The sequence below is a fragment of the Pantoea sp. ME81 genome (genome assembly GCF_903970985.1).
GTDB classification, from domain to species: Bacteria; Pseudomonadota; Gammaproteobacteria; order Enterobacterales; family Enterobacteriaceae; genus Pantoea; species Pantoea communis.
This window is the reverse complement of sequence record NZ_CAJCKS010000013.1, coordinates 36,137-51,347: the sequence shown is the minus strand read 5'-3', so window position 1 is coordinate 51,347 and position 15,211 is coordinate 36,137. Positions and strand designations below refer to the sequence as shown.

Sequence of the window (15,211 nt, the reverse complement as noted above, 5' to 3'; positions counted from 1 at the left end):
GCCCACAGACTCTTCCGGCGTTGGCACCGCAGGCGGTGCCATCTGGATGATATGCGTGAGTGAATCGCTATGTTGCTGATAATACTGTTCCAGGTGATTGACCGCATCGCGAGTCCGGGTGATGTCATAACCCGAAGCGTTCATGTTGACCACGAAGCCAGCGGGTGCCACACCAATCAGCACGAGCATAATCAGGCCAATGCCCTTCTGACCATCGTTAGCGCCGTGGGAGTAGCTCACGCCAATCGCCGAAACGATCAAGGCAATACGCGTCCAGAACGGTGGCTTCTTCTTGCCATCGATCTTTTCACGGTCAGCGGGCGTCATGTGGATGCGCGAACGTTTAGGGGTTCCGCTCCAGTAACGACGCAGGATGAAAATCAGCGAGCCCGCAATCACCAGGCCGACAATCGGCGACAGGATCAGTGACAGGAAGATATTAATGACTTTCGGCAGGTTGAGGGCATCAACCACCGAGGTGCCGGTCATCAGCGCATTGGTGAGACCAATACCGATAATGGCGCCAATCAGGGTGTGAGAACTGGACGCAGGCAAACCCAGATACCAGGTACCTAAGTTCCAGATAATCGCCGCCAGCAGCATGGAGAACACCATGGCCAGGCCGTGCGCGGAACCCACATTCAGCAGTAAATCAGTTGGCAGCATATGCACGATGGCATAAGCCACGCTCAAGCCGCCCAGCAAAACGCCTAAGAAGTTGAAAACACCCGCCATCACAACCGCCAATTGCGCCCGCATCGCGCGGGTATAGATGACGGTAGCGACTGCGTTAGCAGTGTCGTGGAAACCGTTGATTGCCTCATAGAACAATACGAACAGCAGAGCGATAACCAAAAACAGGCCGGTACTGAGGTCAAGACCAGCGAACAGATGTAGCATAAACGTTACGCCATTTTTTGGAGGACATGAACGCGGCGCATTATCGGCGACAACCCGCATGATGTGAAAGGAAAATATAGTCCTTTTTTGTCTTAAAATTGCCACAAACCCCATCAGACAAGGTAAAAAGACTGAAAAATAAGCGAGTTACAATATGACACATTTACGGCATTTTTTTGACGCTGGCGCGAAATGCCGCAGATCTCTACAATCACCGCCTTTCAATTATGTGGATTAAGCACTGTGGACAAGTTTGACGTTATCGTAATAGGTGCAGGCGCTGCCGGCATGTTCTGTGCGGCGCAGGCAGGGCAGTTGGGTCGTCGTGTGCTGTTGCTGGATAACGGCAAAAAGGCGGGACGTAAAATTCTGATGTCCGGTGGTGGCCGCTGTAACTTCACCAATATGTACACCGAACCGGCCGCCTATCTCTCGCACAACCCACATTTCAGTAAGTCGGCATTGGCGCGTTACACCCAGTGGGACTTCATCGATCTGGTGAATCGCCACAAGATTGCGTATCACGAGAAAACCCTCGGCCAGTTGTTCTGCGATGATTCGGCGCAGCAGATCGTGGATTTGCTGCTAAAAGAGTGCGAAGACGGGCAGGTGACGTTGCGCTTGCGCAGTGAAGTGCTGAGCGTGACGCGCGATGAAAACGGCTACAGGCTGCAACTGAATGGCTCCGAGGTGCAGGCTGAGAAATTGGTGATCGCCAGCGGTGGCTTATCGATGCCGGGTCTGGGCGCGACACCATTCGGGTACAAAGTGGCCGAGCAGTTTGGTTTGAAAGTGTTCCCGACGCGCGCAGCCCTGGTGCCGTTTACGCTGCATAAGCCACTGCTTGAGCAGCTGCATACCTTATCGGGTGTGTCATTGCCCACCACCATCACCGCGCAGGATGGCACGCTGTTTAAAGAAGCGATGCTGTTTACCCATCGCGGTTTGTCGGGTCCGGCGGTATTGCAAATCTCCAGCTACTGGCAGCCGGGTGAGTTTGTCACCATTAACCTGTCGCCGGAAACCTCGCTGGAAGAATTCATCAACGTGCAGCGCGAGGCGCATCCGAATCTCAGCCTGAAAAACAGCCTGGCGAAAATCCTGCCGAAGCGTCTGGTGGAAGTGTTGCAGGAGCTGAAGCAGATCCCGGATGTGACGCTGAAGCAGCTCAACAGCAAGCAGCAGGCCGAGTTGGTCGTCACGTTGCATCAGTGGCGCGTGCAGCCGAATGGCACCGAAGGTTATCGCACTGCCGAAGTGACGATGGGCGGCGTCGATACCACGCAACTCTCCTCCAAAACCATGGAAGCGCGCGATGTGCCCGGTTTGTACTTTATTGGTGAAGTGGTGGATGTCACCGGCTGGCTCGGCGGATACAACTTCCAGTGGGCGTGGAGTTCAGCCTGGGCGTGTGCGCAGGCGCTGTGAGTTATCACGTCGCCATCAAAGGCGACGCCAGTGTACGAGGTTCAGCTTTATGCTGAGGTTGCAGCGCTAATGCCTGGCTCTGCGTAACGGCGTCACTGCAGGTGTCAGGTTTTTCGGCTGGTCGTGCAGCAATACTTGCCCCAGCAGGCTATCGCTGTTGACCACGCCATACTTCAGATGCGTTGCGATATATTTGCGGTCAAAGCTGGTGAGCTTATACACCGGTGGCAACACCTCCGGTAAAGCGTCCACCATCAGCATGCGGCTCAGCTTCACCGGACGCCAGCCGCTCAGCGTTTGATACAATAACGCACCGGCTTCCGCTTTGCGTAAGTAGAAGTTGTAGTGATTCTCTTCCCGCAGCGCCTGCTGCTGAGCGATATACACCACCAGATAATCCGGCGTCTTGATGCCCTGCAGAATCGTGTCGTAGTTCGGTAGCGCCAATAATTGCTGGAAGAAGGCTTCAGAGCCTAACTCCACAATCGGACGGAAGCAGTGCAGCCAGCGGCCGATAAAGGCATTGTTTTTCGGCGCGGCGAGAAACCAGGATTCCATAACCGGATAAGCGCGATCGCGGGTGGATTCCTCGCGGTAAAAAGCCACCAGGTCATAACGCTCATCCGCATTCACCGCTAACAGCTCATCGAGGCTGCGATTGAGGATAATGGTGGCATCCATCCAGATTCCGCCATAACGATGCAGCAGCTCCAGGCGAATCACATCGCTTTTGTGCGAAGCCCGCATCCCCGCGTGGACAAACTTCAGGTCTGGTAAATAGTCATGCAGATTGAGATTGTTGATTACCGTCAACGCATAGCCAGGGTTTTCACGGGCAATCTTATCGACAAAAATCTGGACTTCAGCCGGGAGCTTTTCACTTTCCCAGTACATCCAAACCTGACGCGGAATGGGCGCAGGCGGATTAGCACGACCCTGCAGGTTAATATCCTGTTCGGCTGCGGCGTGATAGGCGGGAAGGCGTTTGCGTGTGGTCAGCTTTTTTTCCGCCAGCAACGCCAGCGAAATCAAATGCATTTTAAGTTTATGGTTGGACATGATCATTCCTGTAACCCTGTCGGCCGCTATCCCAGCTTCTGCCGCTTTAGGGCGAAAAACTGGCCCTGTGACAGCGGGCACGATGAAGCGCAATGGCGCGAAAAGTGGCTCAAAATTAACAAACAGCGCCGAACTGCTCAATAAATAAACTCTGAAAACGTTACTTTAAGAGAATACGCAGGCGGCGTTCACTTGCCGTACCGTTGCCGTGGGTGTTTAAGGGCTGTTAACCGATGAATCTGTTAAGATCGCCGCGTTTTTTCAAACAGGCCTATGATTCCATGTTCAAACTTAAATTCCTTCTGCCCGTGCTTATCGTCATCAGCGCGGCTGTCTGGTGGCTGATGCCGCACTATAGCGATGAAGACAAAGGCTATTACATCGCCATGTTCTGCACCTTGACCCATGATGGGCGCGACAACTCACCCCAGGCGATGCAACAGATTATTGAAGGCAGCAACTCGGACTATGCGCTGCAGAAAATTCATTTCCAGTCAGGTCTGGCAGAACATCTGCAAAGCGTGTGGCAGGATTTGTCAGCAGAGCAGCAACAGCAGGCGCGGCAGGAGAGTCTGTCCTGCCGCAAGGTGATGTCTGAAAAGTTATTACCGGGTAAAGCAGTGCAGTGATTAATGCACGGGCAGCGCTAATACCGCGTCGGTGGTTTTGATCTCGGCAAACACATCAGCAACGCCTGTCAATGCGCTCTGCTGCAGCACCTTGTGATCGACTACCTTGTTATCCCAGGTCGCCAGATCGCGCGTGGCGGTGGCATCTTCCGGGATAATGACCGAGTAGCCAAGCGGTACGGCATCACGTGCGGTGGACGACACGCACATATGGGTCATTAGACCGGTGACAATTAACTGCTTGATGCCCAGACTGTCGAGTTGTTGTTTCAAATCGGTTCCCACGAAAGAACTCGGTGTGGCTTTGGTAATGACACGATCATTTTTGCCCGGCTGCAAATCCTTGTGGAATTCAGCGAAGCGGCTGCCTTTGGCGAACAGCGGGCCATCTGCCGCGCCTTCATGGCGGACGAAGAACACCGGCATGCCATGCTTGTGTGCAAATTCAACCAGGCGCTTGCTGTTTTGCAGTGCTTTCATACCGTCTGGAATGGGCATTTTGCCGCCAGCGAAGTATTCGTTCTGAATATCAATCACGATGACCGCGGTTTGATTGGCCGTCAGCTGGGTGGTGGCTGTGGCACCGCTCATGGTACGAATGGTCGGTGCATTTTCAGCTTTGTGTTCTTCGGCAATAGCGCTGCCTGAAATTGCCATCGCTAATGCTAAGGTGCCTGAAGCAAAAAGGTTTTTCATCACTAATCATCTCTTTGATTGGGAAGTCAGGGTGACTTCCGATGCACAGCAGTATGGCGATTGTGCCGAAAGTGAAGGAGTACTGCGCATGACAAATAACGTTCACTTTGCGCCAAAAATGGCGCACCTGGATGCGCCCATTAAGGTCGGTATTGTGGTGTTTGACGACATCATCCCGTTTCATCTTTCCGTTCCCTGTGCGGTGTTTGAGAAGGCGGAACGCGAAGATGGCCGAGCTTGCTACCAATTAATGATCTGTGCCACCCACGCCGGTCCGCTTCGCACCAACAGCGGTTTTTCGATTGTCGCGGAGCATGAACTGGCTATGCTGGCCGAAGCGGATATGGTGGTGGTGCCCAGCTGGAGCGATCCTGCCGTTGCGCCACCGCCCGCTTTGTTGCAGGCGTTACAGCAGGCTGCCCAGCGTGGGGCTCAGATTGTTGGCTTGTGTCTTGGCGCCTTTGTGCTCGGAGCCGCTGGCTTGCTGCATCAGCAGCGCGCCACGACACACTGGCGTTGGATGAGTGATTTTGAACGGCTTTACCCCGATGTGACGATTGACCGTGACGTGTTGTATATCGACGAAGGGCAGATTGTGACCTCGGCGGGCACTGCAGCGAGTATCGATTGCTGCCTGCATCTGGTGCGTGAACAGTGTGGAGTGGATGTGGCCAACAGTGTGGCGCGCATGCTGGTGGTACCGCCGCATCGGCAGGGCGGCCAGGCACAATATATTAAGCAGCCGGTCTATCACTCGGCGGGCAACGATCGATTTATGTCGGCGCTCAGTTGGGCCACCGAAAATTTGCAGCAGGCCCTCACGCTGGATCAGTTGGCGGAGAGAGCGTTGATGAGTCGTCGCAGTTTTACGCGCCGTTTTAACCAAACCACCGGCAGCTGTTTCAGTGATTGGTTAGTGAATCAGCGCCTGGCATTGGCGCAGCGATTTTTGGAAAAAACCGACCAGCCGATTGAGCTGATCGCAGAAAAAGCCGGATTCTCTTCGCCATTAATGTTAAGGCGACATTTTAAAAAGAATTTGAATACGTCTCCGTTACAATACCGGAAAACATTTCGTGGTCGGGTGTGAATTAATGGTTTGTAAATCAACCTATTGATAAGAATGCATTGAAAATAGGGCGAATGAAATTATTCCCGGGTCATTTTGACAGGCTATCTGATGAGAAGAATATTTCAGTGTGGCCAATGAGGGCTATTCTTAACAACGGATGGCGAACCATCCGTTGTTATGCAAATCCTGCAAAGAAAAATAGTTACGCGAATTATTAACGCATCACACAATCAATACGTGAGGGAAATTGACCTGAGCGCAGCGCTGGCGTTCTCACTTCTTTCATTTTCTCACTGCTGTTAAATCCATGCTTACGGCAAATCACGCATGGATCAGTGCTCTCTTTCAATTGCTGCTCGGCTTCGCTCCCCAGCTGACGCTTACGGCAGTAGAGTGGGGTGCAACCCATCACTTGCTTAAAGGAGCGAGTGAACGATTGCTGGCTTTCAAAATGGTATTTTACGGCCAGACTGATGATCGGTGCGTTGCTGTACTTCAGCTCGCTGACACAGCATGCCAGTTTCTTTTTACGGATATACCGTGCCAGCGTTTCATTATGATAGCGGGCAAATAATTTCTGCAAATACCATTTAGAATAACCCGATTTCACGGCGATATCATCAATGCTTAAGCGCTGATCCAGATTGTCCATAATCCATTTGGTCACCGAATCAATAACCCCTTCGTTGTATTTTTGCGGCATCTTTTTGATCCTCCATTAACTGGACACAGTGTAAAATAATTAATCTTTCCATTCATCCGATTAACGTAAAGTTTTATAAGGAATTGGCTGTTTTATTATTTGTCATCAAGGCTGGTCTTGCTTTTAGTGAAATTAAGGCCGCTTTTGTTGAATCGATGTTGAATATTTAGCGTAATCACGCCTGTTATTTTTAACTCAAATTTTCCATCACTTTGCCGAGCTTAACAGTATGAGAAAACGTGGCGCTGGCACACCTCATCAATACGCACTGGCGATTAACGTGCCAGACTGATGGTTTTTTCATAGCTCAGGAGCAGTGCGCATGGCTTTTCGTTTCCCGCTAAAACAGTCACTTGCCGTGATTTTGACGGCGATGGCAGCGCTACCCACCCCCTCCGCGTTAGCGGCCAATGTGTATGGCGAGCAGTTGGAAGGTTTTCAGTATCCCTACCCACTTGAACACTTTAATTTCTCCTCACAGCAGCAACCGCTGAGCATGGGGTACATGGATGTCAAACCCGCGCAGCAGGCTAATGGTCAAACGGTGGTATTACTGCATGGTAAGAATTTTTGTGGTGCAACCTGGGAAGACACCATCAAAGCGCTTAGCCAGCAGGGATATCGGGTGATTGCGCCGGACCAGATTGGCTTTTGCAGCTCGACGAAACCCGCCAATTACCAATACAGCTTCCAGCAACTGGCGCTGAATACCCATCAACTGTTAGCGCATCTTGGCGTTGCTAAGGCGGTGATTATCGGGCATTCAACCGGTGGCATGCTGGCGACGCGCTATGCGCTGATGTATCCACAGCAGACACAGAAGCTGGTGCTGGTGAACCCGATAGGCCTGGAGGATTGGAAAGCCAAAGGCGCACCGTGGCGCTCGGTGGATCAGTGGTATCAGCGCGAACTGAAGCTCAGTGCGGCGGGCATTAAAAAGTATGAGCAGACGACTTACTACAGCGGTCAGTGGAAGCCGGAGTACGACAAGTGGGTGGATATGCTGGCAGGTCTCAACAGCGGGCCAGGCCACAAGAAGGTGGCGTGGAACTCTGCGCTCATTTACGACATGATTTTCACCCAGCCGGTCTATTACGAATTCAAAGACCTGAAAGTGCCGACAACGCTGATGATCGGAACCGCCGATACCACCGCGATTGGTAGCGATATTGCTCCCGCTGCGGTCAAAGCGCAGTTAGGTCATTACAATGTGTTGGGCAAACAGGTGACAAAGATGATTCCGGAGGCACATTTAATTGAGTTCCCAGGTATGGGACATGCGCCGCAGATGGAAGAGCCGCAGAAGTTTAATCAGACGCTGATTAGCGATCTGGCGCGTCCACTGTAAGATGCGGTGGCAAATGGGCGTGCTTATGCACGCCCTGGCATTACTGTGCCTGCTTTTTTTTTGCCGTTTTTGGCTTCGTACATACGCGCATCGCTGCCTTCCAGCAGCTGTTCCAGCGACAGCGGATGGTCGGGATCAAACTCCACAATGCCTGATGAGAAGTGCAGTGCGTAGCGGCGGTCGAGATCCTGAGTTTGCTTTTGCAGGAAACGATCAAAGCGCGCCAAAACGCCCTCGGCATCGGCCTGTTGTAAGCCGTTAAACAGCACCACAAACTCATCACCGCCCAGGCGGGCAAAGATATCAGCGTGGCGGAAACTCACTTTCATCGCATCCGCAAAATCCATCAATGCACGATCCCCCTCGCGGTGGCCGAGCGTATCATTGATAGCTTTAAAACGGTCGAGGTCGAGGAAGGTCAGACTGGCCGGGAGTTGCCTGACTTCGCACTCATTCAGCGCGAGCTGTCCCAGCGTCATAAATCCGCGACGGTTGGTGATTTGCGTCAGTTCATCCGAGGTCGCTGTCTGGAACGCCACCAACTCTGCTTCGGCCATCGCGGCCAAATCGCGCAGCGTATTCATGTCATCCGCATTAAATTCGCGCGCATGGTGGTCGACGATACAGAGCGTGCCCACTTTGGCACCCGCTGGCGTACGCAGCGGACAACCCGCGTAAAAGCGCACGGGATTCTCTGAGGTTTTCACTAACGGATTATCGTGGAAACGCTCATCTTCAAGGGCGTTTTCGACCACCATCACATCGTCTTGCAGGACCGCGTGGCCACAGAACGACGTATTACGGGGTGCGGTCGCCGCGCTTTGGCCAGCGATAGATTTGAACCACTGGTGGTCCTCCTCCAGCAGGCTAACCAGCGCAACCGGCACGCCGAACAAACGACGAGCAAGGCGGGTTAAACGATCAAAACGCTCTTCTGCAGGCGTGTGCAGAATGTTGAGCGCACGTAACTGGGCCAGACGACGTGACTCGTCCGCAGGCAGTGCAGGTGCTTTCATCGCGTTACTCTTTCTTTTAAATTATTCGGGTACAACTTCACTGGTGTTTTGCTGCCATAACGGCATAAAGCGCTTAGCAACGGTTGCGATATCCATTGCTAAGCGTAACGATTATCAGAGCACTTTTTGCTCGGCAAGATCAAGGGCAAAATAGCTGAAAATCAGGTCAGCACCGGCACGTTTAATCGCACCAAGGCTTTCCAAAACCACATTACGTTCATCGATGGCACCCGCCTGCGCGGCGAATTTGATCATCGCGTATTCACCACTCACCTGGTACGCAGCCAAGGGCAGAGTAGTGCGTTCGCGGATATCACGCAGAATATCGAGGTAAGCACCCGCCGGTTTTACCATCAGTGAATCGGCCCCTTCGGCTTCATCAATCAGGGACTCGCGAATCGCTTCACGGCGGTTCATCGGATTCATCTGATAAGTTTTACGATCGCCTTTTAATGCCGTTCCTGCTGCTTCCCGGAACGGACCGTAGAATGAAGAGGCGAACTTGGTGGAGTAAGACATGATGGCCGTATCGGTGAAGCCTGCGGCATCCAGTGCCTGACGAATGGCTTTCACCTGGCCATCCATTGCCGCTGAAGGGGCGATAAAATCCGCACCGGCTTGCGCGGCGACCACGGCTTGTTTGCCGAGGTTAATTAATGTCTGGTCGTTATCCACGCCGTGATCGCACAGCACGCCACAGTGGCCGTGGCTGGTGTATTCACAGAAGCAGGTATCGGACATCACGATCATTTCTGGCACGGTGTCTTTGCAGATACGCGACATACGCGCCACCAGGCCATTCTCATTCCATGCATCGCTGCCGGTTGCATCCGTGTGATGCGAGATACCGAAGGTCATCACAGAGCGAATACCGGCTTTGGCGATACGCTCAATCTCATAGGCGAGACGTTTCTCAGGAATACGCATCACACCCGGCATGGCGTTAATCGGCACGTAATCGTCCACGCCTTCTTCAACGAAGATTGGCAGGGCCAGATCGCTCAGACGAAGGTGGGATTCCTGGAACATTTCACGCATTGATGCGCTTTTGCGCAGTCTTCTTGGACGTTGGAGAAGATTGAATTCAGACATGTTCGTACAACTTTTGCTGGTGAAAAAAGTGACAACAGTTTACCCCTTTTCGCCAGCGGGGATGAAGGATTGTGTGCGGAAACGAAAACTCCCGCCGGGCGGCGGGAGTGGGGAAGATTACTCGTTGATGTCCGGGTGCTGCTGCACCAGGTTTTTACGTTTCGCCTCGAGCTTAGCGATCTCTTCATCAATATCTTCGATTTTCTGCTCAATGTTGTCGTGATGCTCCTGCAGGATTTCACGCGCTTCTTCAATATCCGACGCCGCCGGTGTGGCACCGCGCAGCGGCTTGTTGGCGGTCTCTTTCATATAGATACCCGTGATCAAACCAATCACCGCGACCACCATCAGATAATAAGCCGGCATATACAGATTGTTGGTTGTTTCAACCAACCACGCGGCGAAGGTCGGGGTTAAACCGGCAATCAGTACCGAGATATTGAAGGCACTGGCCAGCGCACTGTAACGAATGTGCGTTGGGAACATCGCCGGCAGCGACGAAGCCATCACGCCGGTAAAGGCGTTAAGGATCACCGCCAGCAGCAGCAGACCCGCAAAAATCAGCCCCAGCACGCCGCTGTTAATCAACATAAAGGCCGGAATCGAGAAGGCGAACAGCGCGATACTGCCGATGATGATAAACGGGCGACGGCCAAAGCGGTCACTCAGCATGCCCATCACCGGCTGCACAAACAGCATACCCATCATGATGGCGATAATGATCAGCACGCCGTGATCTTCCGAGTAGTGCAGGTTATGCGACAGGTAGCTCGGCATGTAGGTCAGCAACATGTAGTAGGTCACGTTGGTGGCAATCACCAGACCGATACAGGCCAGCAGACTTTTCCAGTGCTTGGTGGCGATCTCTTTGAAGGATACTTTCGGGCCGTCACGCAGACCTTCACGATCGCCTTGTTCCAGCTTATCAACGTGCTGCTGGAACGCCGGTGTCTCTTCCAGTGCGTGACGCAGATACAGACCGATGATCCCTAACGGTAGCGCGAGGAAGAACGGCAGACGCCAGCCCCACTCAAGGAATTTCGCTTCACCGATGACGGTGGAAATCAGCACCACGACGCCCGCACCCAGCACGAAGCCGGCTATGGAGCCGAAGTCGAGCCAGCTGCCCATAAAGCCACGCTTACGGTCCGGCGAATATTCTGCGACAAAGATCGAGGCACCGGTATATTCACCGCCCACTGAGAAGCCCTGCGCCATTTTCGCCAGCAGCAGCAGAATCGGTGCCCAGATGCCGATGGTGGCATAAGAGGGGATCAGGCCGATACAGAAGGTACTGATCGACATGATGACAATGGTAATAGAGAGGATTTTCTGACGACCGTATTTGTCGCCGAGCATACCGAAGAATAGTCCACCCAGTGGGCGAATCAGGAAGGGAACAGAGAAGGTACCCAGTGCAGCAATCATCTGCACGCTTGGCGATGCATCCGGGAAGAACACCTTACCCAGCGCATACGCCACAAAGCCATAAACACCGAAATCAAACCACTCCATCGCGTTGCCCAGAGACGCAGCGGTAATGGCTTTACGTAAACGGGCGTCATCGATAATCGTGACGTCATCCAGTCCGATAGGTTTTACACGCTTCCTACGTAGTTTCATGATGTAACCCTGTATTGGAATTCGAAAATTCCTCAACGCTGCAGACTACATTTTGTGGCCAGTCCACGGCGTTGAGAAGATTTAAGCATAGCCGTGAAAGAGGACTTTATCCGGCGTAGCAACGGTAATAATTAGGGGCGAAATGATTACGTCCCGCGACAGAGTATACCGATTTTGTGTGATATTTGTCATGTTTCAGCCAGCAACTGGCTATTTTTTGGCTAAAACTCTGGCGGAATGATGGGGAAAACGCAGCTTATAAAATCCTGGTTATCGTGCGTCAGGCCGCGTAATGCGTGCGTTTCAGCCAGGAATGCATCAAAAGGGTGGCAAAGGGTGTCATTTATTTTTTTTCTGAAAAAACGCGGAGAAAATTTTGATGATTATCAGCGATATCAACTGCGCACTGCTAATTGATTAATCCATTGTTCTAACAAGTGGCGGCTTGATTGCTATACCTGATTGTTGCGCAAATAAATAAGAAATTCTTATCATTAAGCGAAGCGGTAAGCTTTGCTTGCCAGCCTGTCATCATTCGGTAATACTCTGCCGCCTGGCTCAGGTGGAGTGTTCATGTCGAGAAAAAACGCCCGATTGTTTGAGAATCCCTGGCTGTCGCAAATTGACAGTGTAGAAAGGAATCTTATCAATTATGCGCCTGATGCACGGCGAACGTTCACCGATCCTGTGGCACCGATTGGTTGGATCGACTGCGGTGAACGTGCCGATGCCCAATTGGCATTACTGGCCCAACAACCTGATGAACTGCTGAAACGCCTGAAAACCTGGCGGCAGGCGGGATTGCTCACCAGCCAGGCGGCCGAGAGTTTGCGGCAGCTGCAACGCCTGACGCAAACCAGTATCGCGCGTAATCAACCCATTACCCAGCTTGATGAGTATCAGCAGTTGGTGGGACAGCTGACGCCGACCTTAGAACGTATTAACCAGCGCCTGAATGGCCAGCGCCCGCCAGTCACGCTGGCGGATGACACACTGGAAGTGGCGCTGCGTATCGCCGAAAAACGCCGTCGCTCAGAGTAGCGATCGCAGTGGTGCGCCGCTTATCCATCCCTGAATATCTTCCACTGCCTGCGTGAAGTAGGTGCGGTAATTGCTGTCGGCGACATAGCCAAGGTGAGGCGTGGCCAGCACATTGGGCAGATGGCGCAACGGGTGGTCAGCAGATAGCGGTTCCTGTTCGAACACATCGATTCCGGCCCCAGCCAATTGACCGGATTGCAGCGCGGCAATCATCGCTTGCTGGTCGACAAGTGCGGCGCGTGAGGTGTTGATTAACAGCGCGCCTGGCTTCATCTGCGCCAGTGCAGCGTGGTCAATCACGTGGCGCGAGCGCTCGCTGAGCACCAGGTGCACCGAGACAAAATCGCTCTTTTGCATCAAGGCGTGCAGCGAAGGCATCCGTTCTGCGCCACATTCGGTCGCGCGTGAGTCGGTGAGATTTTGACTCCATGCGCAAACGCGCATCCCAAAGGCCTGCGCCACTTTGGCCATCTCGCCACCGATTTTACCCAGCCCCACTAAGCCCAACGTTTTGCCCTGCAAACCGAGCCCCAGTGTTTGCTGCCACGGCCCGTTATTGCGCATTGCCTGATTTTCTAACCTGATGTGGCGTGCCAGCCCAATCAGCAAACCCCAGGTGAGCTCCATCGGTGCAGCGCTGCTGCTGGCGGTGCCGCACACGGCGATATAGCGCTCGGCACAGGCGTGCAGATCAATCGAGGCATTACGCATGCCGGAGGTGACCACCAGTTTCAGGTTAGGCAAGCGACCAATCAGTTCAGCCGTGAGCGGTGTGCGCTCGCGCATAACAACGAGGATATCGGCGTGTTCGATATGGCGCACCCGCTCATCTTCATTGTCAAAATGCCGGGTCAGTGCGGTGGTGTGTACGGTTGGTTGCAGCGATGCCCAATCGGCCAGCGACAGGGCAACGTTTTGGTAATCATCAAGAATGACGCAATTCAGGCTCATGGGATTCCTCAACGAGAAGTGGCTGACGCCCTTGCTCATTGAGCCAGGCGCGAAGCCGGTCATTATCCATCGGACGGGCATAATAGTAGCCCTGAATGTAGACAACGCCACGTTGCTTCAGGTAGTCGAACTGCAACGAGGTCTCCACACCTTCACCGAGCACATCCAGCTTGAGTTTGTGGCACAGATTTATGATGGCATCCAGCACCGGCGTTTCTACCTCCAGACCTTCAATGGCGTTAATAAAGCCGCGATCGATTTTCAGGTAATCCAGCGGGAAGGTCAGCAGATAAGAGAGTGAGCAGTGGCCGGTACCAAAGTCATCAATCGCCACTTTCATGCCGTGTGACTGCAGGTAGCGGAGTTTACGCGCCACCAGTTCGCCGTCATCAATCAGGCTGCGCTCAGTGAGCTCCAGCGTCACCACCATCTGCTTGTCTTTAATGCGGCGGGCAAAGCGCTGAATGTCCTGCACGAAATCGGCATGTTGCAAGTGTTCTGCTGCCACGTTCAGGCCAATATGGAAACCGGGCTCAACCTGCCAGCCCTGAATATCTTCCGCCATCAGATCCAGCAAATGCTGGGTCAGCTGCACAATGATCCCTTCAGATTCGGCGTGGCTGATAAAGATATCCGGACGGATCATCTCACCATTCGGCAATTGCCAGCGCAACAGGGCTTCCGCGCCTTTGCAGCGCTCGATTTCCGTGCTGTAAACCGGCTGGTAATGGACCGAGAATTGACGGCTACGCATCGCGCGGCGGATTTCATCGGCCCACGAAATGCGGCGGCGCAGCCAGTTGGCGGTCAATACCATCAGCAGGATAGAAAAAATCGCCGCCATCGGCAGGAAGATAAACAGCGCCTGACGCCAGGCTTTCAGCAACTCGGAGGCAGGCACGGTGACATTCACGCTAATGGGGTAGCGGCTGGATTCGGCCTGATAAGGCTCACTTTTCAGATACAGTTCGGGTTCGATACCGGCCGGGCCGCTGGTAATGGGTGCACCGCCGCTAAAGCGCATGCTCATCTGATAGCCACGCGACTCGCCAATCGCGTGCATGAAGTCCATCAGATACTGACCATCAATTACCGCCCAAAAGCCGGTGCTATCAGGCAGTTGACGCACAAACACCACGGCGGGCCGATTGGGCACGCCGTAAGTGCCACGAATGGAGAGGCTCCACCAGGCTTTACCCGTGATCGGCGGTGGTTGCATCATCATCTGGGTCAGGGTGCCATTGGCTAAACCAAAGGCAGAAGAGCAACTGATATTCTCGCCACTTAGCAGACCGACGGAACGGAAATAGGCGTTGAGGGTGCCAGCGCGCTGCAGTTGATCCTCGATCTTCGCACAAGGCTGATAATGGTACTGACGCAGCTGGGTGATCATATCCCAGGCGTTATCACTCATTTTTTCGGCTTGAGTGAGTAAGGAGTTAGCGGTGGAGATCTGCTGCTGGCTCACCGTGTGCCGCGCTTCAATGGCCGTACAAAGGATGCCCAGTACCAGTGGTAATAACCCGGCACAGACAATTAACAGCCAGCCAAAATCGCGATTTTTTCTTTGCGGTGGCACCTGACTTTCCTCGGTCATTTTAAGCAGCAGATGAGGGTTAAGCTGCAGCGTCAGCAGCATAACACTTCCAGGGG

15 protein-coding genes are annotated in these 15,211 nt (G+C 53.2%); 6 read left to right on the top strand and 9 right to left on the bottom strand.

From position 1 onward, the window contains the following. The coding region (locus H7A81_RS04285) for an inorganic phosphate transporter (RefSeq protein ID WP_255478880.1) at positions 1-900 on the bottom strand (900 nt) is incomplete at its 3' end. A 243-nt stretch (positions 901-1,143) separates the two neighbouring features. Between H7A81_RS04285 and H7A81_RS04280 the strand changes: the two genes are divergently transcribed. Then, positions 1,144-2,328: an NAD(P)/FAD-dependent oxidoreductase gene (locus tag H7A81_RS04280; protein WP_182056832.1), complete on the top strand. Its 1,185-nt coding sequence runs from the start codon at positions 1,144-1,146 to the stop codon at positions 2,326-2,328. 66 nt (positions 2,329-2,394) lie between these two features. Here the strand turns inward: H7A81_RS04280 and H7A81_RS04275 are convergent, their stop codons facing one another. Next, a complete protein-coding gene (locus H7A81_RS04275) occupies positions 2,395-3,387 on the bottom strand; it encodes a glycosyltransferase family 32 protein (protein WP_034819759.1) in 993 nt (330 codons plus the stop codon). Between H7A81_RS04275 and H7A81_RS04270 the strand changes: the two genes are divergently transcribed. Next, positions 3,386-3,535, top strand: coding sequence for a hypothetical protein (locus H7A81_RS04270; RefSeq protein WP_155287940.1), 150 nt, complete (start codon positions 3,386-3,388; stop codon positions 3,533-3,535). The two genes, H7A81_RS04275 and H7A81_RS04270, sit on opposite strands and share 2 nt — an antisense overlap. 133 nt (positions 3,536-3,668) lie before the next feature. Continuing rightward, positions 3,669-4,016, top strand: coding sequence for a hypothetical protein (locus H7A81_RS04265; RefSeq protein ID WP_058960701.1), 348 nt, complete (start codon positions 3,669-3,671; stop codon positions 4,014-4,016). On the opposite strand, the gene H7A81_RS04260 is transcribed toward H7A81_RS04265, so the two are convergent. Further along, the gene (locus H7A81_RS04260; protein ID WP_034819757.1) at positions 4,017-4,712 is read right to left on the bottom strand and encodes a cysteine hydrolase family protein; all 696 of its coding nucleotides are present in this window, start codon (positions 4,710-4,712) and stop codon (positions 4,017-4,019) included. Positions 4,713-4,800: 88 nt separating this feature from the next. Here H7A81_RS04260 and H7A81_RS04255 point away from each other — a divergent pair, with 88 nt between their 5' ends. Beyond that, positions 4,801-5,802 (top strand): GlxA family transcriptional regulator, encoded by a 1,002-nt coding sequence (locus tag H7A81_RS04255; protein ID WP_182056830.1) that lies wholly within the window; start codon positions 4,801-4,803, stop codon positions 5,800-5,802. 196 nt (positions 5,803-5,998) lie between these two features. Here the strand turns inward: H7A81_RS04255 and H7A81_RS04250 are convergent, their stop codons facing one another. Beyond that, entirely contained in the window at positions 5,999-6,487 is a 489-nt protein-coding gene (locus H7A81_RS04250; protein ID WP_058960638.1) for a helix-turn-helix domain-containing protein, read from the bottom strand. A gap of 322 nt (positions 6,488-6,809) precedes the next feature. Between H7A81_RS04250 and H7A81_RS04245 the strand changes: the two genes are divergently transcribed. Continuing rightward, a complete protein-coding gene (locus H7A81_RS04245) occupies positions 6,810-7,835 on the top strand; it encodes an alpha/beta fold hydrolase (protein WP_166935220.1) in 1,026 nt (341 codons plus the stop codon). A 23-nt stretch (positions 7,836-7,858) separates the two neighbouring features. On the opposite strand, the gene H7A81_RS04240 is transcribed toward H7A81_RS04245, so the two are convergent. The 3 genes from H7A81_RS04240 to proP form a co-directional block, all read right to left on the bottom strand. Continuing rightward, positions 7,859-8,851, bottom strand: coding sequence for a diguanylate cyclase (locus H7A81_RS04240; protein WP_182056828.1), 993 nt, complete (start codon positions 8,849-8,851; stop codon positions 7,859-7,861). Between the two features lie 114 nt (positions 8,852-8,965). Then, positions 8,966-9,943 (bottom strand): porphobilinogen synthase, encoded by a 978-nt coding sequence (hemB, locus tag H7A81_RS04235; protein ID WP_034819746.1) that lies wholly within the window; start codon positions 9,941-9,943, stop codon positions 8,966-8,968. Between the two features lie 117 nt (positions 9,944-10,060). Continuing rightward, a complete protein-coding gene (gene proP, locus H7A81_RS04230) occupies positions 10,061-11,566 on the bottom strand; it encodes a glycine betaine/L-proline transporter ProP (protein WP_034819744.1) in 1,506 nt (501 codons plus the stop codon). A 573-nt stretch (positions 11,567-12,139) separates the two neighbouring features. Here proP and H7A81_RS04225 point away from each other — a divergent pair. Then, the gene (locus H7A81_RS04225; protein ID WP_034819738.1) at positions 12,140-12,607 is read left to right on the top strand and encodes a hypothetical protein; all 468 of its coding nucleotides are present in this window, start codon (positions 12,140-12,142) and stop codon (positions 12,605-12,607) included. Here the strand turns inward: H7A81_RS04225 and H7A81_RS04220 are convergent. Together H7A81_RS04220 and H7A81_RS04215 are read right to left on the bottom strand one after the other, a co-directional pair. After that, complete coding sequence (locus H7A81_RS04220; RefSeq protein WP_182056826.1) at positions 12,599-13,558, bottom strand: D-2-hydroxyacid dehydrogenase family protein; 960 nt, start codon at positions 13,556-13,558, stop codon at positions 12,599-12,601. The genes H7A81_RS04225 and H7A81_RS04220 overlap by 9 nt on opposite strands. Beyond that, on the bottom strand, positions 13,533-15,137 hold the full coding sequence (locus H7A81_RS04215) for an EAL domain-containing protein (RefSeq protein WP_182056833.1): 1,605 nt from the start codon (positions 15,135-15,137) through the stop codon (positions 13,533-13,535). Before H7A81_RS04215 ends, H7A81_RS04220 begins: the two co-directional genes overlap by 26 nt. Positions 15,138-15,211: the final 74 nt, after the last annotated feature.

Bases quoted from the DNA above. Each gene is read 5' to 3' on its own strand.
- H7A81_RS04270 (WP_155287940.1), top strand. From the start codon at position 3,386: ATGATCATTCCTGTAACCCTGTCGGCCGCTATCCCAGCTTCTGCCGCT.
- H7A81_RS04275 (WP_034819759.1), bottom strand. From the start codon at position 3,387: ATGTCCAACCATAAACTTAAAATGCATTTGATTTCGCTGGCGTTGCTG.
- H7A81_RS04265 (WP_058960701.1), top strand. From the start codon at position 3,669: ATGTTCAAACTTAAATTCCTTCTGCCCGTGCTTATCGTCATCAGCGCG.
- H7A81_RS04260 (WP_034819757.1), bottom strand. From the start codon at position 4,712: ATGAAAAACCTTTTTGCTTCAGGCACCTTAGCATTAGCGATGGCAATT.
- H7A81_RS04255 (WP_182056830.1), top strand. From the start codon at position 4,801: ATGACAAATAACGTTCACTTTGCGCCAAAAATGGCGCACCTGGATGCG.
- H7A81_RS04250 (WP_058960638.1), bottom strand. From the start codon at position 6,487: ATGCCGCAAAAATACAACGAAGGGGTTATTGATTCGGTGACCAAATGG.
- H7A81_RS04245 (WP_166935220.1), top strand. From the start codon at position 6,810: ATGGCTTTTCGTTTCCCGCTAAAACAGTCACTTGCCGTGATTTTGACG.
- H7A81_RS04240 (WP_182056828.1), bottom strand. From the start codon at position 8,851: ATGAAAGCACCTGCACTGCCTGCGGACGAGTCACGTCGTCTGGCCCAG.
- hemB (WP_034819746.1), bottom strand. From the start codon at position 9,943: ATGTCTGAATTCAATCTTCTCCAACGTCCAAGAAGACTGCGCAAAAGC.
- proP (WP_034819744.1), bottom strand. From the start codon at position 11,566: ATGAAACTACGTAGGAAGCGTGTAAAACCTATCGGACTGGATGACGTC.
- H7A81_RS04225 (WP_034819738.1), top strand. From the start codon at position 12,140: ATGTCGAGAAAAAACGCCCGATTGTTTGAGAATCCCTGGCTGTCGCAA.
- H7A81_RS04220 (WP_182056826.1), bottom strand. From the start codon at position 13,558: ATGAGCCTGAATTGCGTCATTCTTGATGATTACCAAAACGTTGCCCTG.